The sequence below is a fragment of the Rhodanobacter aciditrophus genome (assembly GCF_050026795.1).
Classification (GTDB): domain Bacteria; phylum Pseudomonadota; class Gammaproteobacteria; order Xanthomonadales; family Rhodanobacteraceae; genus Rhodanobacter_A.
Genome location: NZ_JALBWP010000011.1, coordinates 1 through 26,272, shown reverse-complemented (window position 1 = coordinate 26,272; position 26,272 = coordinate 1). Strand labels below are relative to the sequence as shown.

24 protein-coding genes and 1 rRNA gene are annotated in these 26,272 nt (G+C 69.4%); 7 read left to right on the top strand and 18 right to left on the bottom strand.

What is annotated here, in order from left to right; translation table 11 throughout:
- Window positions 1-22: 22 nt before the first annotated feature.
- From ACQGNW_RS08820 to ACQGNW_RS08805, 4 genes are all read right to left on the bottom strand, one after another.
- Window positions 23-319: a flagellar protein FliT gene (locus ACQGNW_RS08820; RefSeq protein WP_426662771.1), complete on the bottom strand. Its 297-nt coding sequence runs from the start codon at window positions 317-319 to the stop codon at window positions 23-25.
- Window positions 316-738: a flagellar export chaperone FliS gene (gene fliS / locus ACQGNW_RS08815; protein ID WP_426662770.1), complete on the bottom strand. Its 423-nt coding sequence runs from the start codon at window positions 736-738 to the stop codon at window positions 316-318. The genes ACQGNW_RS08820 and fliS overlap by 4 nt, the downstream gene beginning before the upstream one ends.
- Window positions 739-751: 13 nt before the next feature.
- Entirely contained in the window at window positions 752-2,194 is a 1,443-nt protein-coding gene (fliD, locus tag ACQGNW_RS08810; protein WP_426662769.1) for a flagellar filament capping protein FliD, read from the bottom strand.
- 185 nt (window positions 2,195-2,379) lie between these two features.
- Window positions 2,380-3,570, bottom strand: a complete 1,191-nt coding sequence (locus ACQGNW_RS08805) for a flagellin N-terminal helical domain-containing protein (protein ID WP_426662768.1) — start codon at window positions 3,568-3,570, stop codon at window positions 2,380-2,382.
- Window positions 3,571-3,984: 414 nt separating this feature from the next.
- On the opposite strand from ACQGNW_RS08805, the gene ACQGNW_RS08800 reads away from it, so the two are divergent.
- Both ACQGNW_RS08800 and ACQGNW_RS08795 read left to right on the top strand, forming a co-directional pair.
- Window positions 3,985-5,124: a DegT/DnrJ/EryC1/StrS family aminotransferase gene (locus tag ACQGNW_RS08800; RefSeq protein WP_426662767.1), complete on the top strand. Its 1,140-nt coding sequence runs from the start codon at window positions 3,985-3,987 to the stop codon at window positions 5,122-5,124.
- Window positions 5,121-8,660: a glycosyltransferase gene (locus ACQGNW_RS08795; RefSeq protein WP_426662766.1), complete on the top strand. Its 3,540-nt coding sequence runs from the start codon at window positions 5,121-5,123 to the stop codon at window positions 8,658-8,660. The genes ACQGNW_RS08800 and ACQGNW_RS08795 overlap by 4 nt, the downstream gene beginning before the upstream one ends.
- Before the next feature lie 405 nt (window positions 8,661-9,065).
- Here the strand turns inward: ACQGNW_RS08795 and ACQGNW_RS08790 are convergent, their stop codons facing one another.
- From ACQGNW_RS08790 to ACQGNW_RS08730, 13 genes are all read right to left on the bottom strand, one after another.
- A complete protein-coding gene (locus tag ACQGNW_RS08790) occupies window positions 9,066-9,749 on the bottom strand; it encodes an acetyltransferase (protein WP_426662765.1) in 684 nt (227 codons plus the stop codon).
- A 67-nt stretch (window positions 9,750-9,816) separates the two neighbouring features.
- Complete coding sequence (gene flgL, locus ACQGNW_RS08785) at window positions 9,817-11,034, bottom strand: flagellar hook-associated protein FlgL (RefSeq protein WP_426662764.1); 1,218 nt, start codon at window positions 11,032-11,034, stop codon at window positions 9,817-9,819.
- A 13-nt stretch (window positions 11,035-11,047) separates the two neighbouring features.
- A complete protein-coding gene (flgK, locus tag ACQGNW_RS08780; protein WP_426662763.1) occupies window positions 11,048-12,940 on the bottom strand; it encodes a flagellar hook-associated protein FlgK in 1,893 nt (630 codons plus the stop codon).
- A 21-nt stretch (window positions 12,941-12,961) separates the two neighbouring features.
- Window positions 12,962-14,008, bottom strand: coding sequence for a flagellar assembly peptidoglycan hydrolase FlgJ (gene flgJ / locus ACQGNW_RS08775; RefSeq protein ID WP_426662762.1), 1,047 nt, complete (start codon window positions 14,006-14,008; stop codon window positions 12,962-12,964).
- Window positions 14,009-14,010: 2 nt separating this feature from the next.
- Window positions 14,011-15,102, bottom strand: a complete 1,092-nt coding sequence (locus tag ACQGNW_RS08770) for a flagellar basal body P-ring protein FlgI (RefSeq protein WP_426663639.1) — start codon at window positions 15,100-15,102, stop codon at window positions 14,011-14,013.
- 232 nt (window positions 15,103-15,334) lie between these two features.
- Window positions 15,335-16,009 (bottom strand): flagellar basal body L-ring protein FlgH, encoded by a 675-nt coding sequence (flgH, locus tag ACQGNW_RS08765; protein WP_426662761.1) that lies wholly within the window; start codon window positions 16,007-16,009, stop codon window positions 15,335-15,337.
- A gap of 11 nt (window positions 16,010-16,020) precedes the next feature.
- Window positions 16,021-16,806 (bottom strand): flagellar basal-body rod protein FlgG, encoded by a 786-nt coding sequence (gene flgG, locus ACQGNW_RS08760; protein WP_426662760.1) that lies wholly within the window; start codon window positions 16,804-16,806, stop codon window positions 16,021-16,023.
- A gap of 27 nt (window positions 16,807-16,833) precedes the next feature.
- Window positions 16,834-17,574, bottom strand: a complete 741-nt coding sequence (gene flgF / locus ACQGNW_RS08755; RefSeq protein ID WP_426662759.1) for a flagellar basal-body rod protein FlgF — start codon at window positions 17,572-17,574, stop codon at window positions 16,834-16,836.
- A gap of 22 nt (window positions 17,575-17,596) precedes the next feature.
- Window positions 17,597-18,817, bottom strand: coding sequence for a flagellar hook protein FlgE (gene flgE / locus ACQGNW_RS08750; RefSeq protein ID WP_426662758.1), 1,221 nt, complete (start codon window positions 18,815-18,817; stop codon window positions 17,597-17,599).
- A gap of 36 nt (window positions 18,818-18,853) precedes the next feature.
- On the bottom strand, window positions 18,854-19,522 hold the full coding sequence (locus ACQGNW_RS08745) for a flagellar hook assembly protein FlgD (protein ID WP_426662757.1): 669 nt from the start codon (window positions 19,520-19,522) through the stop codon (window positions 18,854-18,856).
- Window positions 19,523-19,532: 10 nt separating this feature from the next.
- Window positions 19,533-19,973: a flagellar basal body rod protein FlgC gene (flgC, locus tag ACQGNW_RS08740; protein WP_426662756.1), complete on the bottom strand. Its 441-nt coding sequence runs from the start codon at window positions 19,971-19,973 to the stop codon at window positions 19,533-19,535.
- Window positions 19,973-20,386 carry a flagellar basal body rod protein FlgB gene (gene flgB / locus ACQGNW_RS08735; RefSeq protein ID WP_426662755.1) on the bottom strand — a complete coding sequence of 138 codons (414 nt, stop codon included), beginning with the start codon at window positions 20,384-20,386 and terminating at the stop codon, window positions 19,973-19,975. The genes flgC and flgB overlap by 1 nt, the downstream gene beginning before the upstream one ends.
- Before the next feature lie 156 nt (window positions 20,387-20,542).
- Entirely contained in the window at window positions 20,543-21,475 is a 933-nt protein-coding gene (locus tag ACQGNW_RS08730; protein WP_426662754.1) for a chemotaxis protein, read from the bottom strand.
- Between the two features lie 194 nt (window positions 21,476-21,669).
- On the opposite strand from ACQGNW_RS08730, the gene ACQGNW_RS08725 reads away from it, so the two are divergent.
- From ACQGNW_RS08725 to ACQGNW_RS08705, 5 genes are all read left to right on the top strand, one after another.
- A complete protein-coding gene (locus ACQGNW_RS08725) occupies window positions 21,670-22,974 on the top strand; it encodes a methyl-accepting chemotaxis protein (protein WP_426662753.1) in 1,305 nt (434 codons plus the stop codon).
- A complete protein-coding gene (gene flgA / locus ACQGNW_RS08720) occupies window positions 22,971-23,687 on the top strand; it encodes a flagellar basal body P-ring formation chaperone FlgA (RefSeq protein WP_426662752.1) in 717 nt (238 codons plus the stop codon). The genes ACQGNW_RS08725 and flgA overlap by 4 nt, the downstream gene beginning before the upstream one ends.
- 100 nt (window positions 23,688-23,787) lie before the next feature.
- On the top strand, window positions 23,788-24,108 hold the full coding sequence (gene flgM, locus ACQGNW_RS08715) for a flagellar biosynthesis anti-sigma factor FlgM (protein WP_426662751.1): 321 nt from the start codon (window positions 23,788-23,790) through the stop codon (window positions 24,106-24,108).
- Window positions 24,105-24,551, top strand: coding sequence for a flagella synthesis protein FlgN (locus ACQGNW_RS08710; protein ID WP_426662750.1), 447 nt, complete (start codon window positions 24,105-24,107; stop codon window positions 24,549-24,551). The genes flgM and ACQGNW_RS08710 overlap by 4 nt, the downstream gene beginning before the upstream one ends.
- Before the next feature lie 100 nt (window positions 24,552-24,651).
- Window positions 24,652-25,923 carry an EAL and HDOD domain-containing protein gene (locus ACQGNW_RS08705; protein ID WP_426662749.1) on the top strand — a complete coding sequence of 424 codons (1,272 nt, stop codon included), beginning with the start codon at window positions 24,652-24,654 and terminating at the stop codon, window positions 25,921-25,923.
- A gap of 267 nt (window positions 25,924-26,190) precedes the next feature.
- Here ACQGNW_RS08705 and rrf read toward each other — a convergent pair.
- A 5S ribosomal RNA gene (gene rrf, locus ACQGNW_RS08700) occupies window positions 26,191-26,272 on the bottom strand; the annotation flags it as partial.

Below are 26,272 nucleotides of genomic sequence, written 5' to 3'. Positions count from 1 at the left end.
CGGCTCCACGTCCGGCGGCGCCTTATCCGGCGAGATCCACGTAGGCACGCAGGGCGTGGTGCGTGTAGCCATGCCGGCCCAGCGCATCGGCGACCTCGCCGCGGGCACGCGCGGCCAGCCCCAGCATTTCCTCGTTGCATGTGAGCAGCTGCCGCAACAGCTCGCGGCTGCGCGCATCGCGCGGATGGCCGGCGTGCAGCAGCGGCTGGCGCTCGGCGTCCAGCCCGGGCAGGCTGTCCCAGCGGCCTTCCTGCGCGGCCGCCAGCATCGAGGCGCTCACCGCCAGCGCGCGCTCGAGCGGGGCGTGTCCCGCACTCACGCGGCGCTCCCGGAGCGACCGGCAAGATAGGCGTCGCGGATGCCGTTCCAGCCGTCGCGCACCGGTTCGAGCAGGTTGCCGCACTCGGCCAGGGCCTGGTCGTCGTTGTGCAGCTGCGCGAACAGCAGGCGGCGGTTGACGTAGTCGTAGAGCGAGTCCAGCCGCTGCGCCAGCATGCCGCCGGCTTCATGGTTCAGGCTGGCGCGCAGTTCGCCCACGATCGCCACGGCCTTGGTGACCATGGCCCCCTTGGCGGAGATGTCGCCGTGGCGGAGGTGCGCGCGGGCCTGTGCGATGCGCTCGATCGCGCCGTCCAGCAGCATGGCGATCAGCTGGTGCGGATCGGCGCCTTCCACGCGCCCCCCGGCGCGGGTCTGCTGGTACATCGCGCTGGCCTGGCGCATGTAGGCGTTCGTCATGACCGCTTCCTCGTCACTTGCCCGATGAAGATGAATTGCCCAGCAACGCGTTCATCGAACTGGTGAGGTAGCTGCTGGTGTTGTTGAGCGAGGACATCAAGGTGTCCAGCGCGGTGTACTGCTGGCGCAGCTGGGTCGCATAGACATTCATGCGCGCGGTGAGCGCCGTCGATTCCTGGCTCAGGTTGCTGAGCTGGTTCTGGATGCTGGCGGTGCGCGTGGCGATGATGCCGCTGCTGGAGGTGAAGCCGTCCAGCATGCTGTTGAGACGGGTGGCGTAGCCGTTGGCGCCGGCGAACAGGTCCTGCACCGCGCCCGGGTTGCTCTGCAGCGCGCTGGCGAGCGTGCTGCTGTTGGATGACAGCGTGCCGTCGGCATTGCGCGTGATGCCCAGCGCCGCCAGCGACCCGATGCTGTTGCCGGCCACCGTGCCGCTCAGCACGCTGTTGACCTGGCGCTGCACCGACATCAGGGTGCTGTCGCCCAGCAGCACCCCGCCCTGCTTGGTGCTGGTGTCGTAGCTGCCCAGCGTGCCGACGGTGGAGATGTAGCTGTTGTAGGCGGTGACGAAGTTGGCCACCGCGTCGGTCACGGTGCCGGTGTCCTGGCTCACCGTCAGGGTGCTGGAGCCGGTGGCGGCCAGGTTCAGGGTGACGCCGTTCAGCGCGCCGCTCACCGAATTGCTGGCGCTGGTGACCGCGATGCCGTCGATGCTCAGGCTGGCGTCGCTGGCCTCGTTCGATCCCGCCGTGTTCAGCGTCGTGGCCAGCGATGACAGCCCCGCGCTGCTGCCGGCGCCCGCGCTCACGGTGAAGCCGTTGGCCACGCCGGTCTTGGTAGAGGTCAGCAGCAGCTGCGCGCCGTTCGCGCCATTGACGATGGTGGCCTGCACGCCGGGATTGCTGCTGGACTGGTTGATCGCCGTGGCGATGGTGCTGATCGAGTCGGTCGCCCCGACAGTGATGTTCATGGACTGACTGCCGACGCTCACCGTCAAAGTTCCGGCGCCTACCGTGCTGCCCGACGCATAGGCGCCGCTGGCCCGCTGCTGCGCGGTGGCCAGGTGGTTCACCACCAGGTTGTAGTTGCCCGGCTGCGCGTTGGGGAGGGTGCTGGCGGTGCCCAGCGCGGTATTCCCCAGTGTAGCCGTATAGGTATTGAAGGTGATGCTGCTGGCCAGGGTGGTTAGCGTGGCCTGCAGCGAGCTCAGGGCGCTGCCGAGGCCGGTCAGTCCGGCTTCCTGCGCCTGCAGTTGCGTGGTCTGGCTGCTGATCTGCTGCGCCGGGCCGGCCTGCTTGGCGTTGACCAATGCGGTGATGATGGCGTTGACGTCCAGCCCCGAGCCGATGCCCGCCGAGCTGAGCAGGCCAGCCCCGGTGTTGCTGTTGCTGCCCGAGCTGCCGCTCGTGGCGCTGGCGGAGGTCGTGGTGGTGCCGACACCTGAGATGGAAGTCATGGGTTATTCCTTTCGCGATCCGATCCCGCTCGATGGGGATGCAAGGATCGCAGGCAAAACTCACGCCAGCCGCATGGGCTTTGCCTGAAACCCTCGTGGGGACGGCGGCTCCGCTGCGGGAGCCGCCTCCGCACGGGGCAACCGTTCGCGGCCCGACCGGCCCGTGAACGGTTCCCCTGTCGCCGTCACTGCAGCAGCTTCAGCGCCATCTGCGGGTTGGAGTTGGCCTGGGCCAGCACCGAGATGCCTGCCTGCTGCAGCACGTTCGCCTTGCTCAGCGCCGCCGTCTCGGCCGCGAAGTTCGCGTCCTGGATGGTGGATCGCGCCGCCTGCAGGTTGGTCGACTGCGCCGCCACCGTGGCGATGGTGGACTGGAAGCGGTTCTGCACCGCGCCCAGCTGGGCGGCGAAGTCGGCCACCGACTTCAGGGCCACGTCGACCTGGGAGATCAGGGCGTTGGCACTGTTGACGGTCTTCACGTTGCTGCCGGACAGCGAACCCGACACGGCGATGGAACCCGTGGCGTTGGTGGCCGTGGTCGAACCGTCCACGTAGGCGCCGCTGGTGATTGCGCCGGAAGACACCGCACCGCTCGCGGCGGCGCCGCTGTCGGTCACCTGGAAGCTGCCGTTGGCGAACAGGCTGACGCCGCCGTTGCCGTCGACTGCCGCGCTGACGCCGGTAACGCCGGCGGCGTTGATGGCATCGGCCAGGTCCTGCACGGTCCCGGCTGTACCGGAGAGCGTGACCGACTTGCCGTCGGTGCCCTTGATGGAGATCTTGCTGAGGTCCATCGTCTGGGCATTGCCGCTGGCGTCGACGAAGGCGCCGCTCAGGTTGCCGGTTTCCAGCTGGGCGATCGAGCCCAGCGCGGAGGCCTTCACGCTGGTCTGCAGGTTCACGCTGATGGTCTGGCCCACGTCGGCGCCGACCTGGAAGCTCTTGGTGCCCAGCGAGCCGTCCAGCACCTTGGAGCCGTTGAACGTGGTCTGGTTGGCGATGCGGGTGATTTCCGCCAGGCGCTGCTGCACTTCCTGGTCGATCGAGGAACGGTCCGAGGCGGTGTACGTGCCGTTGGCGGACTGCACGGCCAGGTCGCGGATCGCCTGCAGGTTGGCGGTGACCTGGTCCAGCGCGGAGCCGGCGGTCTGCGCCAGGTTGATCGCGTCGGAGGCGTTGGCGCTGGCCTGGGACAGGCCGCCGACCTGGGTGGTGTAGCGCTGCGCGATCGCGAAACCCGCGGCGTTGTCGGCCGCACTGTTGATCTGCAGACCCGAGGACAGGCGCATGGTGGCCTGCGCCAGCGCGCTCTGCGACTTGGACAGGTTGTTCTGCGCGTTCAGCGAGGAAACGTTGGTGTTGATGACCAGTGACATGGGATGTCTCCTATTAAGCGGTCTTGAAGCTGTCGGATACCTTCTCCGGCGGTGCTCCTAGACCGGAGTGCCAACCGCCTCAGGGGATGTTTCGGCGCCGGTGCAGGGTTCTTGAGCCTTTTCCGGAAATTTCTTTGTGTTGGCACGGGATATGCGCGGTACCGTTCCCGCGATGGGCGTCGGCCGCGCCACGCCGATGAGGCCGACTCAAGCCGCACCGCGCCGGGCGCCCGATCGCATGGTGGCGCAGGCCGAACCGGGGTTGGCACCAACCTTGCTGCAAGCGGCAATGGCCGCTCCGCGACGGAAAACCGTCGACGCCGCGAGCGCCAGACCCCATCGCGAGGTGCAAGGCACATGCAAGCGGCCACCATGCAAGACGAAGCGACAGAACACGCCCGGACGATTCCGCTGATGCGTGCGCAACTGCCGGACGCGGACGCGCTGCTTCCCTATCTCCGACGCATCGATGCCGCGCGCTGGTACACCAACTTCGGTCCGCTCGCGACCGAGCTGGAGGGGCAACTGGCCCGGCAACTCGACGCCGGCGACAGCCCCGACGTGGTCTGCCTGTCCAGCGGCACCGCCGCACTCGAACTGGCGCTGTCCGCCATGCGGCTGCCGGCCGGCGCACGCGTGCTGTTGCCGGCGCTCACCTTCGTCGCCACCGCCACCGCCGTCATCCGTGCCGGCCACGTGCCGCTGATCGGCGACGTCGACGCCGGCAACTGGCTGCTCACTCCGGACATCGCCCGCCGCATGGCAGCGGCGCACCGCATCGACGCCGTCATGCCCGTCGCCACCTTCGGGCTCGCGCAGGACACCGCGGCGTGGGACCGCTTCGTCGAGGACACCGGCATTCCCGTGCTGATCGACGCCGCGGGCGCGTTCGGCAACCAGCGCGCCGCGCGGCATTGCCACGTGGCGTTCAGCCTGCACGCCACGAAGGCCCTCGCCGCCGGCGAGGGCGGTTTCGTCGCCACCCGCGACCATGCGCTCGCCGCGCGGATACGCACGCTGAGCAATTTCGGCATCGACCTCGAGCACGGCAGCCAGGTGTTCTTCCCCGGCGGCAACGGCAAGCTCAGCGAATACCACGCCGCCGTGGCACTGGCCTCGCTGGAGCAATGGCCCGACATCGAACGTTCGCGACGCGCGCTGCGGGCGCGCTACCTGCGGCAGTTGCTGCGGTCCTGCCGGGGCATCGTCCTGCAGGAGCAGGCGGTGGGCGGCGTGTATCCGATCCTGGTGGTGGCGCTGCCGCCCGGCCTGCGCGCGACGGAGATCCAGCAGGCACTGGCGACGCGCGGCATCCAGACGCGGCAGTGGTACTGCCCCACCCTCGACCGTCATCCCGCGTTCGCCGGCCATTGCCCGGAACCGCTGGCCGTCGCGCCCGCGCTCTCGGAGCGCCTGCTCGGCCTGCCGTTCTACCTTGACATCACCACAGCGCAGATCCGCCGCGTCTGCGAGACGCTGGCCCGCCTGCTTGCCGAAGCGGCCGGCACGAGCGCGCAGACGACCAACCGCCCCGCGGGGACATGCCAGCAATGAGCCACACGGACACCGCCCAGCTGCAGCAGCAATGCGAGAAGCTGCAACAGCGCATCGGGCTGATGCAGCAGTTCTTCGACGAACACGGGCTGCGGGAAAAGACGCGGCTTCGCGCCGGCGACGCGGCGCGCCTCGAACGCATCCGCAGCCGGCCCGACTACGACGAGGCCTACGGCGAACGGCCGTTGGTTTCGATCGTCGTCCCCACCTACAACCGTGCCGGGTTGATCGTGGAGCGCACGCTCCCCAGCGTGCTGCGCCAGGACTATCCGCATTGGGAACTGCTGATCGTTGGCGACTGCATGGACGCATCGCAGGCGGCCATCCTGCACGAGGCGGCGCAGTCCGATCCGCGCGTGCGCTTCCACAATCTGCGCCGGCGCGGAAGATATCCGGCGCTGAAGGGTCCGAAGTGGTACGTGGCCGGCATCAAGCCGATGAACTTCGGCCTGCGCCTGGCCCGCGGTGCATGGATCGCCCACCTGGACGACGACGACGAGTTCCTTCCGGACCATCTGTCGAACCTGCTGCGCACCGCGCGGGAGAACCGGGCCGAGTGGGCGCACGGGCGCGTGCGCTTCCTGGACGACCACGGCCGCGAGCAGGGCGTGGTCGGCAGTGCCACGCCGCGTTTCAGCGAGATCGCGCGCATCGGCAGCCTCTACCATGCCGGGCTGAAGACGTTCCGCTACAACCCCGGATGCTGGAAGTATTTCTACCCGGGCGACTGGGACCTGTGGGAACGCCTGCGCGACATGGGCGTGCGCCACGCGCACTCCGAGGCCGTCACGGCCATCCACCACGGCGACTATTTCCGGGCATCGGTGCTCGACCAGTCGCAACAGCCGGCCATCCACATCCACCCCGCCAGTCCGGAGGAGCAGTACCGCCACTGGCTCGGCCCCCAGCGACTGTCCCCTGCGCAAGCCGCACTGGCGCAGGACCGCGAGACCGCCTGCCGGGTGCAGGTGCTCGTGATCGATGCGGACGGCGAGGCCGCCGCGGTGCAGAGCAGCCTGGACAGCCTGGCCGGGCAGCAATACCGCGACCTGCGCGTGACCGTGCTGTCGGACCGCGACGAGCTTGCGTGCGGCGACGCCGCCCTGCGGCCGCTGCGCGGCGACTGGGTCGCGCGCCTCAACGAGGAAGCCGCCGCCAGCGATGCGGACTGGCTGCTCCCGCTGTTCGCCGGCGACGGACTGGCCCCGCACGCGCTGGTGTTGCTGGCTGCGAATGCCGGCGCACACCCAGAGCACGCGTGCTGTTATGTCGACGAGGACTCGTGCGGCGACGAAGGTGGCGCGCACCCGATCTTCAAGCCCGACCTCAATCTCGACATGCTGCGAAGCTACCCCTACCCGGGCCGCACCCTGGCCATGCGCCGGGACGCGCTGCTCGAGCTGGGCGGGTTGGACGCGCGGCATGGCCCGCTCGCCCACTACGACTTCGTGTTCCGCAGCATCGAGCAACGCGGTCTGCAGTCCGTGGGGCACCTTGCCGAGGTGCTGTACCACGCGGGCCTGCCGTTCGCGCAATGGCTGGCCTCGCCGCCGGTGCGCGAGCGCGCCGTGGCGGTGGTCGCGGATCATCTCGGCCGCCTGGGCATTTCCCACGAGATCGAATCCGACGCCTCGGCCGGCATCAACCGCGTGCATTACCGCTACGACCGTGCGCCGCCGGTCTCGATCATCGTCCCCACCCGCGACCAGCTGCCGATGCTCAACGGCCTGATCGACAGCCTGCTCGCCAAGACCAGCTACCGGAACTACGAGCTGCTGATCGTCGACAACGACAGCCGGGACCCCGCCGCCTGCGCCTACCTGGACGGCATCGAGCGGCTGAACAACCCGCAGCTGCGCGTGCTGCGCTGGCCGCATCCGTTCAACTACTCCGCGATCAACAATTTCGCCGCCGCGCAGGCGCGCGGCGAATACCTGATCCTGCTCAACAACGACACCGCGGTGCTGCACGCGGACTGGATCGAGGCGCTGCTCAACCACGCGCAGCGGCCGGAGGTGGGCATCGTCGGCGCCAAGCTGCACTACCCCGACGGGCGCATCCAGCACGCCGGCGTGGTGCTGGGCCTGCGCGGGCCCGCCGACCACCCGTTCATCGGCGAGCCGATGGACGCGCCCGGCTACATGCACCGCCTGCAGGTGGACCAGAACTACACCGCGGTCACCGCCGCCTGCCTGATGATCCGCAAGTCGGTGTACGAGGAGGTCGGCGGGCTGGACGAGCAGGACTTCAAGGTGTCCTACAACGACGTCGACCTCTGCCTGAAGGTCAACCAGGCCGGCTACCTCACGGTATGGACGCCCTACGCCCGCCTGATGCACGAAGGCAGCGTCAGCCAGAACAAGGTGGACCAGACCGCCCGCGAGGCCAAGCACGCGCGCTTCTCCGGCGAACAGCAGGCGATGTACCGCAAGTGGCTGCCACTGCTGGCCCGCGACCCGGCCTACAACCGCAACCTCAGCCTGGCCGGCAACGGCTTCGACCTCGACCAGGCCCGGCCGCTGGCCTGGCAACCCTTCGAGCAGCCGCTGCTGCCGCGCCTGTTCTGCGTGGCCGCCGATGCCAACGGCTGCGGCCATTACCGCATCCGGCAGCCTTTCCACGCCATGCAGCGGGAAGGGCTGGCCGATGGCATGGTTGCCCCGATGCATCTGAAACCGGTCGCGATGGAACGCTTCGCGCCCGCCGCCATCGTGCTGCAACGCCAGCTCACCGACGCCCAGATCGAGACCATGCGCGGCTATCGCGACTTCAGTCGCGCCTTCAAGGTCTACGAGCTCGACGACTACCTGCCCAACCTGCCGCTGAAGAGCGTGCATCGCGACGGCGTGCCCAGGGACGTCCTGAAATCGTTGCGCAAGGCAGTGGCCCTGACCGACCGCTTCGTGGTTTCCACCGCGCCGCTGGCCGAGCAGTTCGCGAACCTGCACGACGACATCCGCGTGGTGCCCAACTGCCTGCCGGTGGACTGGTGGGGCCAGTTGGCCAGCCAGCGGCGCAAGGGCGTCAAGCCCCGCGTGGGTTGGGCCGGCGGCAGCAGCCACCGCGGCGACCTGGAACTGATCGCCGACGTGGTGCGCGAGCTGGCCGACGAGGTCGAATGGGTGTTCTTCGGCATGTGCCCGGAGAAGCTGCGCTCCTGCGTGCACGAATTCCACGACGGCGTGCCGATCGCCAACTACCCGGCGGCGCTCGCCGCGCTCGACCTCGATCTCGCGCTGGCGCCACTGGAGGACAACCTGTTCAACGCCTGCAAGAGCAACCTGCGCCTGCTCGAATACGGCGCCTGCGGCTTCCCGGTGATATGCAGCGACATCGTCTGCTACCGCGGCGAACTGCCGGTGACACGCGTGCGCAACCGCTACAAGGAATGGGTGGACGCGATCCGCATGCACACCAGCGACCTCGACGCCGCTGCCCGCATGGGCGACGCGCTGCGGGAGGCGGTACGCCGCGACTGGATGCTCAGCGGGGACAACCTGGTTTCCTGGCGCAACGCCTGGCTGCCCGACGGCTGAGGCGGACACGCGTTGCCGGCCTGGCTCCGCTTGAATTCGAATCGGTGCTGTCCCGGTCGACCCGGAATGGAAGCCACCGGGTCGAGGGGGTAGGCGCGCCTGCGGTGGGCCTCTGGTCGTCTGTCGCGCAAGCGACAAGGCGGTTTCGAGCGCCTATCGCAAATAGCAAGGCGGTTTTGGGCGGTCTCCGCAAGGAACAAGGCGGGCAAGCCAACGTGTCGAACCGGAGGGTCATCGCGGGTGCCGCCCCTCATCCCTTGGAGAGAGGGAGGAACGCAGGCTGCGACAGGCGACCGAGACCACCCTGTCGCAAGACTAAAAGCCGGCCGATCCAGATCACCCGATCAGCCGCCCGCCGGCATCGCCACACACTTTGCATGGCCGGCATCGATTCAAATACCGGGACTACCCGGAGCGTCCCTTGACGACGGCAGGCACGCCGGCGACGAGCGTGTTTGGCGGGACATCCCGCGTCACACAGGCGCCGGCCGCGATCACCGCGCCGTCGCCGATGCGCAGCGGCTGGCCGGGCCGCCCGTTGATGATGCAGGCATTCGTGCCGATGAACACGCCGCGGCCGACGTGCACATGGCCAGACACCATAGCCCCCGGCGACAAGGTCGCGTAGTCGCCGAGCACCACGTCGTGCGCCACCGCGCAGCCCAGGTTGACCTGCACGTGCGTGCCGATCGAGACGTTGCAGGTGATCGAGGATTTCGCGCACACGACGGTGCCCGCGCCCACCTCGACGAAGCGCGACATCTCGGCGCGCGGATGGATCAGGGTGGCTGGCCGGTGCCCGGCGGCGAGGAAGGCCGCGACGACGCGCCGCCGCTGTTCCGGGTCGCCCAAGGCCACCACGAAGCGGGCGTCGTCGGCCAGTTCGAGTTCCGCCAGCAGCGAAACCGGGATGCCGTTGACCGGACCATCCAGGTAGCGCGGATGGTCCACCACGAACTCCACCGCGACCTGGTCTCCCCAGGCCTGTTCCGCCAGCCACGCGGTCTCCCGGCCGGAGCCGCCGGCGCCGAAGATGCGCAGCCGCCGGAAGCCCGGCTGCGGATCATGGAAGGGGTTGGGAGGGATCATGGCTCCACCGTGGGCGTGCGTGGATCGCGTCGGGCCGCGGGGTACGCAAGCCGCTGCGCCGGTTGCGTCACTTCAGGTAATCGAACAGGCTCATCCCCTGCACCTTCGCGAAGGTCTGCTGCGAAGCCTGCAGCGCGGTGGACTGCAGCATCAGCTTGCTGATGGCGCTGGCCATGTCGGTGTCCTGCACGCCGGAGAGGGTGGTCTGGTAGGTCAGGGTGAGGTCGCTGTAGGTGCTCTTCTGCTGGGCGAGGCGATTCAGGCGGCCGCCCACGTCCGCCTGGGTGGAGAGCACGCCGTCCTGGGCACGGTCGACGGATTCGAGCTGGCGGCTGATGACGTTGCTGCGTGCGGTGTCGCTGAGGGAGTCGTCCTGCAGCGCACCGATCAGCGCGGTCACGGTGGAGAACACGTCCTGGCGCTGGCCGCTCTTCACGCTCACCGAGTCGCCCGCGGCCGGCGCGCCGCTGAGCGCGATGGAGAGTCCGTTGAAGCTGACGCTGCCGCCCTCCTGGTAACTGCCGCTGGCCACCACCGCGTTGCCGTTGTTGGCGTCGGTGGCGGTCCAGTTGCCGGCGGCGTCGAAGCTGATCTGGTAGTCCACCGGGCCGGCAGCGGTGGCCGTCTGCCAGGCGTTGCCGTCGGTGACGCTGGTGGCGCCCACCAGCAGGGTGCCTGCGTTGCCGGCCGCCGCGCTGGCGACGAACGAGCCGTTGCCGGCGGGGATGTCCATGAACAGCCCCGCGCCCGCGTCGCTGTTGGGAATGCGCAAACCGTTGCCGATCGCGGTCATCTGGTTGTCGCCGTTGCCGGCGTAGCCCACCGTGCCGTCGCTGTTCAGCACGAACGGCGTGCCGGTGGTGGTGGTGCCGGCGAACAGCGCATTGCCGTTGGCGTCGGCGGTGTTCGCCAGCTGCACCAGCTGCGCGCGGATCTGCACGAGCTGCGCGGCCATGTCGTGGCGGTCGGACGCCGACAGCGTGCCGTTGACGCCCTGCACCGTCATCGAACGCACCTGGTCCAGCAGCGAGTTGAAAGAGCTGAGCGTGTTGCTCTCGGTGGAGAGCCGCGCGTTCGCGCTGTCGATGTTCGCCGAGTACTGCGCGGTGCTGGCCAGGATGTGGTAGAGCGACACCACCTGCGCGGCACCGGCGGGGTCGTCCGAGGCGAGGTTGATGCGCTGGCCGCTGCTCACCTGGTTCTGCGTGGCGGCGAGCGTACCCTGCTGGTCGAGCATGGTGGTCAGCGACTGCTGGTACATCCAGCTGGTAGAGAGGCGGATCATGGGCAGGCTCCCGCTAGCCGTGGATGGCGGCGATCAGGCTGGTGAACAGCGTCTGCGCGGTGGCGATCACCTGCGCCGAGGCCTGGTAGGCCTGCTGGTACTTGATCAGGCTGGCCGCTTCCTCGTCCAGGTTCACGCCCGCCACGCTCTGCTGCGCGCTGGCCGCCTGGTTGTAGAGGCCGGTCTGGGTGGTGAGGTCGTTGGCCGCCATGCTGCCGGCGAGGCCGATTTGGTTGGTCAGTCCCGCATAGGCGCCCACCACCGAGGTATGCCCGCCGTCGAGCACGCCCACATCGGCAAGCCCGGCAAGGTCCAGCGCGTTGCCGTTGTCGTTCAGGCCGCTGCTGTTCTTCGCCACGCTGAAGCTGTCGCCGCTGGCGGGCGTGCCGGCGAGGCTGAGGCTCCAGCCGTCGAACTGGATCGGAGTGCCACTGGTGTACGTGCCGGTGGTGCTGTTGCCCGCGCCGTCGGTGACGGTGTAGCTGCCGCCCGCGCCGAACGTCACGGTGGCGCCGGCGAACAGGTTCGCGTTCGCGCTGTCGGTCACGCCCACTGCGCTCACCGTGGCACCGCCGCTGTTGGCGGCGGCGGCGGTGCCCTTCAGCGCTGCCGCCGCTGCAATGGTGGCGGGATCGCTGCTGGCCAGCGCCAGTCCGCTGGCCGCGTCACGGGTGGGCCGGATCTGGAAGCTGTCGCCTGCCTGGGCGCCGGCGGACACGGTGAACGTGAGGCCCTCGGCCGACAGCGAGCCGTCCGGGTTCGCGGTCATCGCCACCGAACGCCCGCTGCTGGTGGCCAGTGCCCAGCCGTTGACCGAAGGCGCGGTGGCGCTGCCGGTGTAGGTGAGCACGTAGTTATCGTTGGTGAGCCCCGTGATGTCGCTCACGCTGGCGCCCACGGCGGCGCTGCCCTGATTGCCCGCGGCGGCCGCCACGGCCGGGCCGGGCACGCTGAACAGCGGACCGCCCTGGTTGCCATTCAAGTCCAGGCCCTTGGCCTGCTGCGCGTTGACGCTCTGCGCCAGCGCCAGCGCGGCGCGGCCCAGCTGGTTCTGTGCCGGGTCGAGCGTATTGCGCCGGTAGCCCAGCAGCGCTCCCAGCGTGCCGCCGGAAAGGCGCGCGCCGATGTCGTGGCCGCTGGCGTCGAGCACGGTGGTGCTGCTGGCGTCGTAGGCGTCGCTGCCGACCTGGAAGTCGTAGGCATAGCTGCCGCTCACCAGCGCCTGGCCGGAGCTGCTGTACACGCTCAGCGTACCATCGGGCTGCGCGGCGACGGAGATGCCGGTGACCCCGGCCAGTTGCTTGACCAGGCCGTCGCGCTGGTCGAGCAGGGCGTTGGGCTGGGTGTCGCCGGCCTGGCTGATGCTGGTGTTGAGCGCGGCGATCTGCTTGGCCAGCGAGTTGATGCTGCCGACGGCGTCGGCGATCTGCGTGTTGATCTGCGTGCGCTGCTGGTCGAGCTGCTGGCCGAAGGTGTTGAACGCCGCCGCCAGGGTTGACGCGTTGCCCAGCAGCGCCTGGCGTGCGGCGGGATCGCGCGGTGCGTTGGCCACCGCGTCGAAGCCGCCGTAGAAGCTGTCCAGCGCCGACTGCAGGTTGCCGCTGTTCTTCAGCAGGCCGTTCAGCGTGGTGGCGAGGTCGTTGGTGGCGGTGGCGCCCTGCAGCGCGCTGTTGGTGTTCCACAGCGTCTGCGTCAGGTACTGGCTGTAGGCCCGCTGCACCGCGATCACGTCCACGCCGGCGCCCATGGTGTAGCGGCCGTTGTTCTGGCCCACCCGGTCGACCTGTACGGTGTTCTGCCGGCTGTAGCCGTCGGTGCCGGCGTTGGCGATGTTGTTGCCGGTGACCTTCAGGCCGAGCTGGGCCGCGTTGAGGCCGGAAACACCGATGCTGAACAGGCTGGACATGGCCGGAATCCCTGGTATCGCTTATTCGTTCGGCACGCCGGCCGGATTCTTGAGCGCGGCCAGCGCCTCGCGCATCTGCGGGCTGGCGGCGATCGCGCTGATCTTCTCGGCATAGGACGGATCGGTGGCGTAGCCGCCCTGCACCAGCGCGCGGGCGAAGCCGCGCACGTCGTCGCCGTGCCCGCGCGCGGCGGCGTAGCGCGGGTTGGAGGCGATCAGGTTGGCGTAGTCCCTGAACGATTGCGCCGGCGAATCGTAGGCGCGGAACTGGGCGCGTCGGCGCACCGCCACGCCATCCTCGTACTCCAGCGTGGGCACGCTCACCTTGCGCCCGTCCCAGCTCTCGCCGGCCTTGATGCCGAACAGGTTGAAGCTGGTGGCACCGTCGGCGCCGCGCGGCATGCGCCTGCCCCACTGCGTTTCCAGCGCGGCCTGCGCCAGTACGGTGCGTACCGACAGGCCCAGCTTCTGCGCCGCGGCCTCGGCGTACGGCGCCAGTGCACGCACGAATTCCTGCGCGTCCTGCGGCAGCCACTTCATCGCGCTGCGGCCGACTTCGCGCCCGGCCTCCAGCACGTTGGCAAGGCGGCGCTGAAACTGGTCCGCGGTGGCCGGCAGTTTGGTGGGATCGCCGATGCCGTCGGCGTCGTCCGTCGTGCCGGCGGGACTGGCCACCACCGGCGTGCCGCTGCCGCCCAGCGTGCCGATCGCGGCACCGACGCCATCCGGCGCCGACGTCGGCGTGGCGGTGCCGCCGAGCTGGCGGACCAGCATCTGCGCGATGCCGAGCCCCTTGCCGCCCTGCGCCAGGCTCACCGAGAGCTGCTGGTCGAACAGGTCGCGGTAAGCCTTGCCGGCCTCGCTGTCGCCCAGCGCGTTGCCGAAGCTGTCGCTGGCCTCGCGCATGGACTTCAGCATCATCTGGGTGAACAGCGCCTCGAACTGCTTCGCCACCGCGGGCAGCGTCGCCTTGCCGTCGCGCTGCGCCTGCGCGCGCAGCTGGTCGAACCCGGAGAGGTCGGCCCAGGTGCCCAGCGAGGCGTTGGCGGACAGCGGGGCGTCGGTCATTGCTAGATCACCACGAGATCCGCATGCAGCGCACCCGCCTGCTTCAGCGCCTGCAGGATCGAGATCAGGTCGCTGGGCGAGGCGCCCACCTGGTTCACCGCGCGCACGATGGTGTCCAGGCTGACGCCGGGGCCGAACTTGAACATGTGCCCGCCCTGCTCGCTGACCTGCACGCTGCTGGAGGGCACCACCGTGGTCTGGCCGTTGCTGAAGGGCGCCGGCTGGCTGACCAAGGGCTGCTCGCCGATGGTGACCTCGATCGCGCCGTGCGCCACCGCCGCGGCGGACACGCGCACGTCCGAGCCGATCACCACGGTGCCGGTGCGCGAGTTCACCACCACGCGCGCGGGCGGTGCGCCCGGGGTCACGTCCAGGTCCTGGATGGCGCCCAGCCAGGCCACTTTCTGCGTGGGGTCCTGCGGCACGCGCACGTCCACCGTGCCGCCGTCAACCGCATGCGCGGTACCCGCGCCGTAGGTGCGGTTGATCGTGCTGACGATACGCGACACGGTGGTGAAGTCCGGGGTGTTGAGGTCCAGACGCAGGTCGTCGCTGGCGGCGAACGCGGACGCCACGCTGCGCTCCACCGTGGCGCCGTTGGGGATGCGACCGCTGGCGGAGATGTTCTTCTGCACGCTGGAGCCGCTCTTGCCCGACGCGCTGATGCCGCCGACCACCACGCTGCCCTGCGCCACCGCGTAGACGTTGCCGTCGGCGCCGCGCAACGGCGACATCAGCAGCTCGCCGCCGCGGATGCTCTTGGCGTTCCCGATCGAGGCCACGGTGACGTCGATGGTCTGGCCCGGCTTGGCGAACGGCGGCAGCTCGGCGGTGACGGTCACCGCGGCCGCGTTCTTCAGCTGCGGGCGGACGTTCGGCGGCACGTTGATGCCGAACTGCTGCAGCATGTTCTCCAGGCTCTGCGTGGTGAACGGCGCCTGCGTGGTCTGGTCGCCGGAACCGTCCAGGCCCACCACCAGGCCGTAGCCGATCAGCTGGTTGGAACGCACGCCCCCCACCGACGCGAGATCGCGGATCTTGTCGGCATGGGCGGGGGCGGCGAGCAGGGTGAGCAATGCCAAGGCAAACACGATCACCGCGGATTTATCTCCCTCTCCCCTTTGGGGAAAGGGCCGGGTTGAGGGGCGGGGCTTGCGGAAGAGGTTGGAGAAACGAGCAAAGAGCGAAGCCAAAGCTGCACCTCGCGAGAGTGTCCCCTCTCCCCGACCCTTTCCCCGGAGGGGCGAGCGGGCGAACGCGGCGGGCGGGTTCGCCCACTCGTGCCGTGCGGCAACCTGTAACGTCATGGGCCCGTGGAGTTTCATCTTAAAAGGGCATCCACTTGGAGTTGAAGAAGCGCGACAGCCAGCCCTGCGTGTTGGCGTCGGCGAGGCTGCCGCGGCCGGTGTAGGAGATCCTGGCGTCGGCGACGCGGGTGGACGGCACGGTGTTGTCCGGCGCGATGTCCTGCGGGCGCACGATGCCGGCGATGCGGATCAGCTCCTGCCCCTGATTGATGGTGAGCCACTTCTCGCCGCGCACCTGCAGGTTGCCGTTGGCCAGCCGCTGCGCCACGGTGACGGTGATGTTGCCGGTGAGCTGGTTGCTCTGGCTGCTGCTGCCGCCACCGTCGAAGCTGCGCTCGCCGTCGGTGCCGATGCTGGCGTCCTTGCCGCCCACCTTGAAGATGTGGCCGAACAGCGTGGGTGCACCGATGCTGCTCTTGTCCTTCTTGCTGGTGCTGGTGTTGGCCTTCTTCACCGCCTGGGTGTTTTCCACCAGCACGATGGTGAGGATGTCGCCGGTGCGGTGCGCGCGCGGGTCGGCGAACAGCTCCATGCCCTGTGCGTCATGGTAGATCGCGCCGTCGGCTGCCGGCGCGGCGGCGGCGGCCACCGGCGGCGTGGCGGCCCACTGCGCGTCGTCGCGCGGCGGCTGCATGGCGCAGCCGGCCAGCAGCGCCAGGGCGCACGGCACGAGGTAACGGCGACGATCGGACATCACGGCACGCCTCAGGTCTTGTTGGTGATGGTCTGCAGCATGTTGTCCGCGGCGCTGATCGCCTTGGAGTTCATCTCGTAGGTGCGCTGGGTCTGGATCATGTCCACCATCGCCTCCACCACGTTGACGTTGGACGATTCCAGCGAGCCCTGCAGCAGGGTACCCATGCCGTTCAGGCCGGCCTGGCCGGTCTGCGGGCTGCCGCTGGAGGCGGTTTCCAGGTACAGGTTCTGGCCCATCGACTGCAGGCCGGCGGGGTTGACGAAATCGGCCAGCTGCAGCGAGCCCACCTGCACCGGCGCAGCCTGCCCCGGCACGGTGGCGCTGATCGTGCCGTCGTTGCCGATGGTGATGCTCTGCGCGCCCTGCGGCAGGGTGACGGCCGGCTCGATCGGGTAGCCGTCCGCGGTGACGATCTGGCCGTTGGCGTCGGTATGCAGCGAGCCGTCGCGGGTGTACGCGGTGCTGCCGTCGGGCATGCTCACCTGCAGGAAGCCGCGTCCCTGGATGGCCACGTCCAGCGCATTGCCGGTCTGGCTGATCGCGCCCTGGGTGAACAGCTTCTCGTTGGCCACCACGCGCACGCCGGTGCCCATCAGCAGGCCGGAGGGCGACTGCGTCTGCTCGGTGGTCTGCGCGCCGGGCTGGCCCAGGTTCTGGTACATCAGGTCCTGGAACGCGGGACGCGAGGCCTTGAAGCCGGTGGTGCTGGCGTTGGCCAGGTTGTTGGAGATGGCGTCCAGGCGCGTCTGCTGCGCATCGAGGCCGGTCTTGGCGATCCAGAGTGAGGAGAACATGGAAGGGCTCCGCTAGCGGTATCGGGTTCAGTTCGCCTGCAGCAGCTTGAGGCTGGCGTCGGCGTCGTCTTCGGCGGTCTTGATCGAACGCACCTGCATCTCGTACTGGCGCGACAGCGAGATCATCCGCACCAGCTCGGCGGAAGGATTTACGTTGCTGCCTTCCAGCATCTGCGGCGCCAGTTGCACACTGGGATCGGCATCGGTGCTGCCGCCGCCGGCCAGGTGCAGCAGGCCGTCGGCGCCCTTGGAGAGCTGCGCGGGATCGGGGTTGACCAGCTTGATGCGGTCGATCTGGGTGAGCGTGTTCGGTCCCTGCCCCAGCGGCACGCTGGAGATCGTGCCGTCGTCGCCGATCACCACCTGCGCGCTGTCGGGCACGGTGATCGGGCCGCCGTTGCCGAGCACCGGGTTGCCCGCCGCGTCGGTGAGCACGCCGTCGGCGCTGAGCTGCAGGTTGCCGGCGCGCGTGTACGCCTCGCTACCGTCCGGCGCCTGCACGGCAATCCAGCCCGCGCCGCGCACCGCCACGTCCAGCGCGCGGCCGGTGTGCTGCAGCTGGCCCTGGCTGTCGTCGCGGCCGAGGCCCTGCGCCACCGCGTTGATCCGGGTGGCGCTGCCCGGCCCCTGCACCGGCAGGCTGCGGAACGCGTCCAGCTCGCTCTTGAAGCCGGTAGTGCTGGCGTTGGCCAGGTTGTGGCTCACCACGTCCTGGGCCTGCATGATCTGCGCGGCCCCGGTCATGGCGATGTAGACGGAACGATCCATGGCTGGCTACCCCGACCGATACCTACCGCGAGACGGCATTGAACAGCGTGCTGGCCAGCGTGTTGTCAGTGGACAGCACCTGGGCGTTGGCCTGGTAGTCGCGCTGCGCCTTGATCATGTCGACCAGCTGCTGGGTGGTGTCGGAGGTGTTGGATTCCTCCAGCGCGCCGGACTGGATGGTGCCGTACTGGCCGCTGGCGGCCGTGCCCATCACCGCGGTGCCGGAGTCGGTGCTGGACATCCAGCTGGCGCTGCCGAGCTGGCGCAGGCCCTGCAGGTTCTGGAAGTTCGCCATCGCCAGCTGGCCGATCTTGCTGCTCTGGCCGTTCGAGTAGTTCGCGGTGACGATGCCCGCGCTGTCGATGTCGATCGAGGAGAGCGCACCGGCGGTGTAGCCATCCTGGCTGATCGTGCCGGCGGCGTAGCCGGTGCCGTACTGGGTGGTCTTGCCGAAGTTGATCGACAGCGTCTGCGGGTTGGCGCCGTTGCCGTAGTTCACCGGGTTGAAGCCGACGATGCCGGAGGCCGGCGTGGTCAGCGCGCCGCTGCTGTTGAAGGCCAGCGCCTGCGTGCCCGCGTTGTTGCCGTCGACGTACAGGTTCACGTTCCAGGTGTTGGTGCCAGTCTTCACGTAGTAGGCGGTGGCCTGGTGCGAGGAACCCAGGCTGTCGTACACGGTGAAGGTGGAGGACTGGTTGAAGGTGGCCGGGTTGGTGGGGTCGAAGGCCAGTGTCGGCGCGGTGGCGTCCGCCGGCAGGTTGGACGACACCGTCGCGGTGGTGGTCGGCTTGGCCGAGCTCTGCGCGGTGACCAGGTTCAGGTCGGACAGCGTGCTGGTGTCGAAGCTGTTGCTGGTGTTGCTGTAGGGGTAGACCTGCAGCTTGTCGTTGTCCTTGGTGACCACGTTGCCGGCCGGGTCCTGGTGGAATGCGCCGGCACGCGTGTACGCGTAGCCGTTGCCGGTGTTGACCACGAAGAAGCCGTTGCCGCTGATCGCCAGGTCCAGGCTGTTGCCGGTGGTCTGGATGTCGCCCTGGGCGAACTGCTGCGCCACGCTGGTCAGGCGCGTGCCGCTGCCCACCGCGGTGGCTCCCAGGTTGATGCCCGTCACCGCGTAGATGTCCGCGAACTCCGCGCGCGAGCCCTTGAAGCCGACGGTGTTCGCGTTGGCGATGTTGTTGGCGATCACGTTGAGGTCGGACTGCGCGCCGTTGATGCCGCTGAGAGCTTGATTGAGTGCCATGGATTCGTTCCTCGCTGGAAGGGTTGTTGCCGGCGGTCAGTTGATCTGCGCGATCGCGCTGAGCGGCACGCCGCCCACGCCGCTCACCTGCACGTACGTGCCCACGTCGCTGCCGCCGTAACCGACGCCGCTGACCGTGCCGTCGACGTAGGTGGAGAGCGCGTCGCCGCCCACGTCGGCGGCCGTCACGCCGTAGTCGCCCGGCGGCACCGGCTTGCCGTTGTCGTCCATGCCATCCCAGCTGAAGCGGGCGAGGCCGGCCGCCTGGGTGCCCAGGTCGAGGGTACGCACCACCTTGCCGGAGCCGTCCTTGATCGCGACCTGCACGTTGGCGGTGGCACCGGTGACGCCCACCGCGCCGTCCAGCGCGCTGCCCGCGTAGCTGAGGTTGGCGGACGGCACCAGCACGTGACGCCCCACCAGCCCTGCCGAACCCAGCACCTGCGAGGTCTGCAGCGAGCTGGTGATCTGGCTGGAAAGGTTGTTGAGGCTGGTGTTGAGGTCCTGGGTGGAAGCCAGCTGGCTGAACTGCGCCAGCTGCGAGACGAACTGGGAGTTGTCCAGGGGGTTGGTCGGATCCTGCGTCTGCAGCTGCGTGGTGAGCAGCTTCAGGAAGTCGGCCTGGTTCATCGTGTTGCCGAGTGCGGCGGTGGTCGCGCTTGCGGCGCCGGTGCCGCCGACGTTGTTGGTCACGCTGGTGGTCATGGCAGGAAACTCACTGGCCGAGGGTCAAGGTCTTGAGCATCAGTTGCTTGGCGGTGTTCATCACCTCGACGTTGTTCTGGTACGAACGCGACGCCGAGATCATGTTCACCAGCTCATCCACCGGGTTGACGTTGCTGGCGTAGACGTAGCCGTCGGCGTTGGCCAGCGGATTGCCCGGCTCGTAGCGCTGCGGAACCGCCGCCTGGCTCTCGGTAATGCCGAGCACCTGCACGCCCTGGCTGGCTTCGGCACCGGGAGCGCCGTTGCCGTCGCCCGCCAGCCCCTGCTGCTTCTGCACGGCGGCGAACAGCGGTTCGCGCGCGCGGTAGGCGCCTTCCGGCGTGCCGGACACGCTCTCGGCGTTGGCCAGGTTGCTGGCCACGGTGTTGAGCCGCAGCGACTGCGCGGCCATGCCGGAACCAGCCACGTTGAAGATGGAAAAGAGCGACATCAGCCCTGCCCTCCGGTGATGGCGGTGCGCAGCATGTGGATCTGCGCGGTGATGAAGGAAAGACTGGCCTGGTAGTGCACGCTGTTGGCGGCGAAGTCGGCCTGCTCGACCTGGGCGTCGACGGTGTTGCCGTCCATGCTGGGCTGCGTCGGCACGCGATACTCCAGTGCCGCCGAGGCCGCACCCGCGTGCGGTCCGCCGCCGATCTGCCCGGCGGTCGGCGCCTGCAGCGGCAGACTGCCGCCGGCGTTGCCGCCGGCCGCGGAGAGCGCCTTGCGGAAGTCGATGTCGCGCGCGAGATAGCCCGGGGTGTCGGCATTGGCCAGGTTGTTGGCCAGCACATCGGCGCGACGCTGCCACAGTTCCAGCGCCTGGGTATGAATGCCGAACAGGTTTTGCGGGATGGGACTCATCGGTTTGCTCCGCGTGCGATTGCCGCATGGAGCCGGAGGCAAGTTGCATGCCACCACGCCGGAACCCTTGCCACGACTGGCCTGGCAGGGTTCGCGCCCCGGCGCCGCGCGGGCGGCGGCGGGGCGGAGTCGGATTGTTGACGCGCCGCTGGCGCGTCAGCCGGTCGGCGTTTCCGCCGGCAGCAGTTCCAGCACCGCCTGCGCCAGCAGGTCGGGCTGGAACTTGGCGACGAAGGCGTCGGCCCTGACCTCCTTCACCATCGCCTCGTTGAAGATGCCGCTCAGCGAGCTGTGCAGCAGCACCCGCGTCCCGCGCAGCTCCGGCGCCTCGCGGATCGCGCGGGTCAGCGCGTAGCCGTCCAGGCGCGGCATCTCGATGTCGGAGACCACCAGCTTCACGCCTTCGGCCGGATCGCCGGCCGCCAGCTCGCGCAGGCGATCGAGCGCCTCGCGACCGTCCTGCGCCACCACGCACTCGATGTCCATCTGCCTGAACAGCTCGACCAGGCGGCGGCGGGCGATCAGCGAATCATCCACCACCATCACCCGCCGCGAGGCCAGCGCGCACGCACCGGCAAGGCGTTGCATCTGCACCGACAGTTCGGCCGGCGCCGCATCGATGCCGGCCAGCACCTGCTCCACGTCCACCACGGCCAGCAGCGCGCCATCCACGCGGGTCACCGCGTTGACCCATGCGCCGAACCCCAGTGTGGCGGCCGGCGCCTCCAGCCTGTCGCCGTCGCACTGCACCATGCGCTGCAGGTCGGCAACCAGGAACCCCTGCACCGAACGGCTGAATTCGGTGACCATCAGGTGCGCCGACTCCACGTCGCGCAGCGGCGGATAGCCGAGCGCGGCGGCCAGATCGATCACCGGGATGGTCTGCCCACGGTAATCGCAACTGCCCGCCAGCAGGGGATGCGCGCCCGGCATCCGCTCCAGCGGCGGGCGGCGCATCACCTCGCGTACCTTGAACACGTTGATGCCGAACAGCTGCGCGTCGCCGAGCCGGAACAGCAGCATGGCCACCCGGTTGTGGCCGGCCAGCCTCGTGTGTTGCTCCACCTTTTCCAGCAGCGTGCCGCCCATGCGGACTCCTCGCGAATGACCCGCCGCCGCGGCGGCCCTACGCGCACGCTATCGACCACGGCACGGTGCGCTTGAGCCAGGGCGACCATCCGGCACGGTGGCATGCGGATTGCTTCCTCAAGCCGCGACGGTTTCGGTCGATGCAGCTCCCTGCAGGCACCTGCCGCACATTCGACAAAGGTGATGTCCGTCCCATGAGTCTGATCTGGAATCAGCATCTCGCCCCACTGGTGGAGGCCGCCGCCGCCGGCGACGAGCCGCGGCTTGCGGCGCTTCGTCGCACGCACCCGCGCACCGCGCAGGCGCTGGCGCCGCTGCTGGCGCGTGTCGCCAGCCGGCCGCCGGCGGCGGTGGCACTGCAGGCCGTGGAGCAGCAGAGCCTGGTGCTGACGGCGGTGCAGCAGCTGGCGCGCGAACAGGCGGCGCTCGACCAGGCCGCCATCGACAGCCGCGGCGGCGTCGATCGCTTGACGGATGGCAGCGCCAGTATCTCGACGGCCCTGCAGCAGGTGGCCGCCGAACTCGACCGCGCCGGGCGCGCCGGCGAGGCTGGCAGCGGCAGCGTCAGCGAGCTCGACGGCCAGCTGCGCCTGCTGCGCAGCGCGCTGGCGGCGATGAACCGCAACCAGAGCAAACTGGCCGAGCAGGTGGAACAGATCCGCAAGCTCACCGCCACCGTGCAGGAAATCGCCCACCAGACCAACCTGGTGGCGCTGAACGCCGCGATCGAGGCCGCACGCGCCGGCGAAGCGGGCCGCGGCTTCGCCGTGGTGGCCGACGAGGTCAAGCAGCTGGCGGAAAAGACCGCGCTCACCACTGCCGAGATCGAGAGCGTCACCGGCTCGATCGGCGATTTTTCCACGCAGCTGGACGGCGACGTGCAGCACAGCCTGCAGCAGCTGGAGCGCGCCCAGGCTGGCGCGGCGCAGTCGGGCGCCACCCTCGATGCCGGCGGCCAGGCACTGCGTGCGGCCGGCGATCGCCTCCACAAGCTGCAGCAGAACCATGATGCCCAGCATGCGCGCGCCACCAGCGCGCAGGCCGCACTCGGCGCATTGCAGCGCCGTGCCGGCGAGGCACGGCGCCAGTCCGATGCCCTGCAGCGCGCCGCGCTGCTGTCCCACCGGCTGGGCTTGGACTGGCTGGAGGGCATCAGCGGCAACGATGCGGGCAGCCTCAGCCTGACCGTGCGCGAAGGCTCCCTCAACCTGCGCCAGGCTGCCGAGCTCGCCCTGCTCGAACCGGCCGCGCTGGACCGGCGCTGGTTCGACACGCATGCGATCCGCCGCAGCATCGAGCGGCTGGGTTCGCTGCAGCCGGACCATCCGGCCTCGGCCGGTCTCGCCGACGCGGGGTTGCAGCTGTGCGAGCAGGGCAACCGCTTCATCGCGCTGCTCAGCGACGGCGAAACCGACCAGGCCGCCGCGCTGTCGCGGCAGATCGAGTCCGGCCGCGAAGCGCTGCTGGGCCAGCTCGACGCTCTGCTGGCCGACGCGTGAGCGGCTCCCGCGCCAGCACCGGCCGGCTGCTCGCCCTGGCATGGCTGGCCCTGCCCTGGCCAGCAGCCAGCCTCGCCGCGGCGATGTCGCCCGACGCCGTGCGCGCCGCCGCCGAGCAGGCCGTGCGCGCGCATTTCGCGTTGCCGGGAAGCCGGGTCGTGGCGCGGGCGATGCCGCTCGATCCGCGCCTGCGGCTGGTGCCCTGCAGCATGCCGCTGCGCGCGACGCTCGCCGATGCCATCCGGCCGGCGCCGAGCGTGAGCGTGCCCGTGCAATGCCCGCAGCAAGCCAGCGGCTGGACCGTGCGCGTGCAGGTGCAGCTGCAGCTGTTCCGCCCGGTGCTGGTGACCAGCCGGGCGCTGCTGCGCGGCGACGGCCTGCGCCCGGCGGACGTGCACGCCGAGGAGCGCGACGTGGCCAGGCTCGGCTACGGCTACGTCGACAGCCTCGACCAGGTGGCCGGGCGCACCCTCGCCCGTGCCCTGCCCGACGGCAGCGTGCTCACCCCCGCCGCGCTGGGCGGCCGGCGCATGGTGCGCGCGGGCGACCACGTGCAGTTGGTCGCCCAATTCGGCGGGATCGTGGTGCGCGCCGACGGCGTGGCGCTGGGCGGCGGCGACAACGGCGCCCGCCTGCGCGTACGCAACGAGAGCTCGGGCAGGGTGGTCGACGCGATGGTCCGCGCGCCCGGCGTGGTGCTTGCGCTGCCCTGAACGCCGCCATGCCTTCCATACCCTGTCCCCACCCCCTAAAGTTTCCATGCACCCCGCCGATGCAGCATTCACAGGGCCACTCCGCAGCGAGAACGGACGCATGAACACGACCATTTCCAACAACGGCTTGCCGAAGCTCCAGCCGGCCGCCGGCCAGCCGGGCAGCGGCACGACAGCGGAATCCGCCGGCACCGCTGGTGCCGGCACGCCGGCCGCCAAGGCCGACGACCAGCTCCGGCTGACCGATTCGGCCAAGGCACTGCAACAGGCTGCGCGCGCCGACGCCGCCGCGGTCGACCCGCGGCGCGTGGAGCGCGTGCGCCAGGCGCTGGCCGATGGCAGCTACAAGATCGATGCCGGCCGTGTCGCTGACCGCATGATCGCCATGGAACGGCAGCTCGGCGGCACGGGCAAGGCATGAACCCGCCGCTGCGGCAGGAGCTCGGCGAAGCCCTGGCGGCGGTGCAGGGCGAGATGCGCCAGGCGCTCGATCAACTCGCCGCGGCGCTCGAAGCCGAACGCACGGCAATCGACGCCGGCGACACCGAAGCGCTCGGCCACGCCGGAACGCGCAAGCAGACCTTGATGCAGCAACTGGAACAGCTGGACCTGGAACGTCGCCAGCTGGCACGCGAACAACCACAAGCCGAGGCCGCTGCGGATCCGGCCTGGGACGCCATCGTGGAGTCGTTGCGGCACTGCCATCGCCTCAATCAGCGCAACGGCGGCATCGTCAGCCAGCGCCTGCAGGTGGTGCGACAGGCGTTGGCCGTGCTTACAGGTGCAGATGGCGACAGCGGACTGTACGACCGCAGCGGCGAACTGCACGCCGGTGCGCGTTCGCGCCCGCTGGCGGCCGCATGAAGTCGAGATGACTACAACGCCGTCCGCATGCGCGGGTGGCATCTCCAGCGCGCCGCCGGCCGCGGCACGCTTCAACGTTCAACGCGATGCCGGATCGATCATGAGCCCATCCCCCGCTCCCGCCGCCGCCGACACCAGCAAGTCCCCGGTCTACGAGGGCATCGCCCCGCCGCTGCCGGTACTGCGCGTGCCGCTGCTCAACCGCGAGCGCGAGCTGTTCGCCTACGAGATCCTGTTCCATCGCGAGAGCGGCGACGAACAGACCCTGCTGCAGAGCGTGCTGGCGATGATCACCGACGGTGCGCTGACCCGACTGGTGCGCGGCAACCGCGCGTTCCTGAACCTGCCGGCCGAACTGCTGCCGGAGGACGCCGACGTGCTGCTGCACCAGCCTCGTCTTGGCGTGGTGCTGCAACCGCACGTGGCCGACGATCCGGCGCTGCTGAAACGCCTGCAGCTGATGGCGCAGCGCGGTTGCCAGTTCATGCTGGACGTGGGCGAGCAGGATCTCGACCACGGTTTGCCGTTCGAAGCCCTGCTGCAAATGGTGCAGCTGGTCCGGCTGGATGCCAGCCAGCTGCCGCCACAGGTGCTGGCGCAGCGCGCAGCGCACCTGCACGCGCGCGGCCTGCACGTGGTCGCCGGCCAGGTCAACGACCATTCCACGTATGAGCGCTGCCTGACCCTGCCGGTGGAAGCCGTGCAAGGGCGCTACCTGCTGGTGCCGCAGCCAATGGCTGTGCCCGTGCTGACCGCCAACCGCCTGAGCATGCTGCGCCTGATGGGCGTGCTGCACGAAAACAACCCGGGCCCGGTCGAGCTGGGCAACATCGTGCGCGACGATGCGGTGCTCAGCTACAAGCTGCTGAGTTGCGTCAATTCCGCCTATTTCGCGTTGCCGCGACAGCTGAAGTCGGTGCAGCAGGCCGCGATCTTCTTCGGCGTCACCCGCATGCGCAACTGGGTCGACACCATGGCGATGTGCAGCATGGATGACCGTCCGCCGGAGCTGCTGCGCGCTGCGCTGATCCGTGCACACATGTGCGAGGAACTGGCGCAGGGCATGCCGCACGGCCACGCCGAGATGGCGTTCACCGTCGGCCTGTTCTCGCTGCTCGACACCCTGATGTGCGCGCCGATGGAATTCCTGCTTCCCCATCTGCGCCTGGCACCCGAGATCAGCGACGCGCTGACCGGCCGCGGCGGTCCTTTCGGCTCGATCCTGCAACAGATCCTCGCCTGGGAAGCCAACGAGCTGACCAGTGCACAGGTGCCGCCGCAGCGCATCCAGCGACTGGCGACGGTCTATCTCAACGCCGCACAGTGGGCCGATCAGGTCTACGCCAGCGCCAACGAAAAGAGCGTGCAGTAAGGCCTCCGTTCCTCCGCCGCGCCAGCGGGGCCTCCACGTCGTCCGCTGTCGATCATAGCTGTTCTTCCCGATGTGATGCCGCGTTGGCTCGGCGCGCCCTGGAGTTGTGAGGTCAGCAACGGGGATGCGTGCCATGACGTTCATTTGCTGGCGGCCCGGATAAAGACGTCACGTTTTTCGCGCGGTGGGCGTGTTGGCGGTGGCGAGTGGGCGGCGCACAAGGAAACGCCCCCACCGGGATCGGTGGGGGCGTTCGAGGGATAAAGCCCCTGGCGGTGACCTACTCTTGCATGCGAGATGCACACTACCATCGGCGCGGCTGCGTTTCACTTCCGAGTTCGGGATGGGA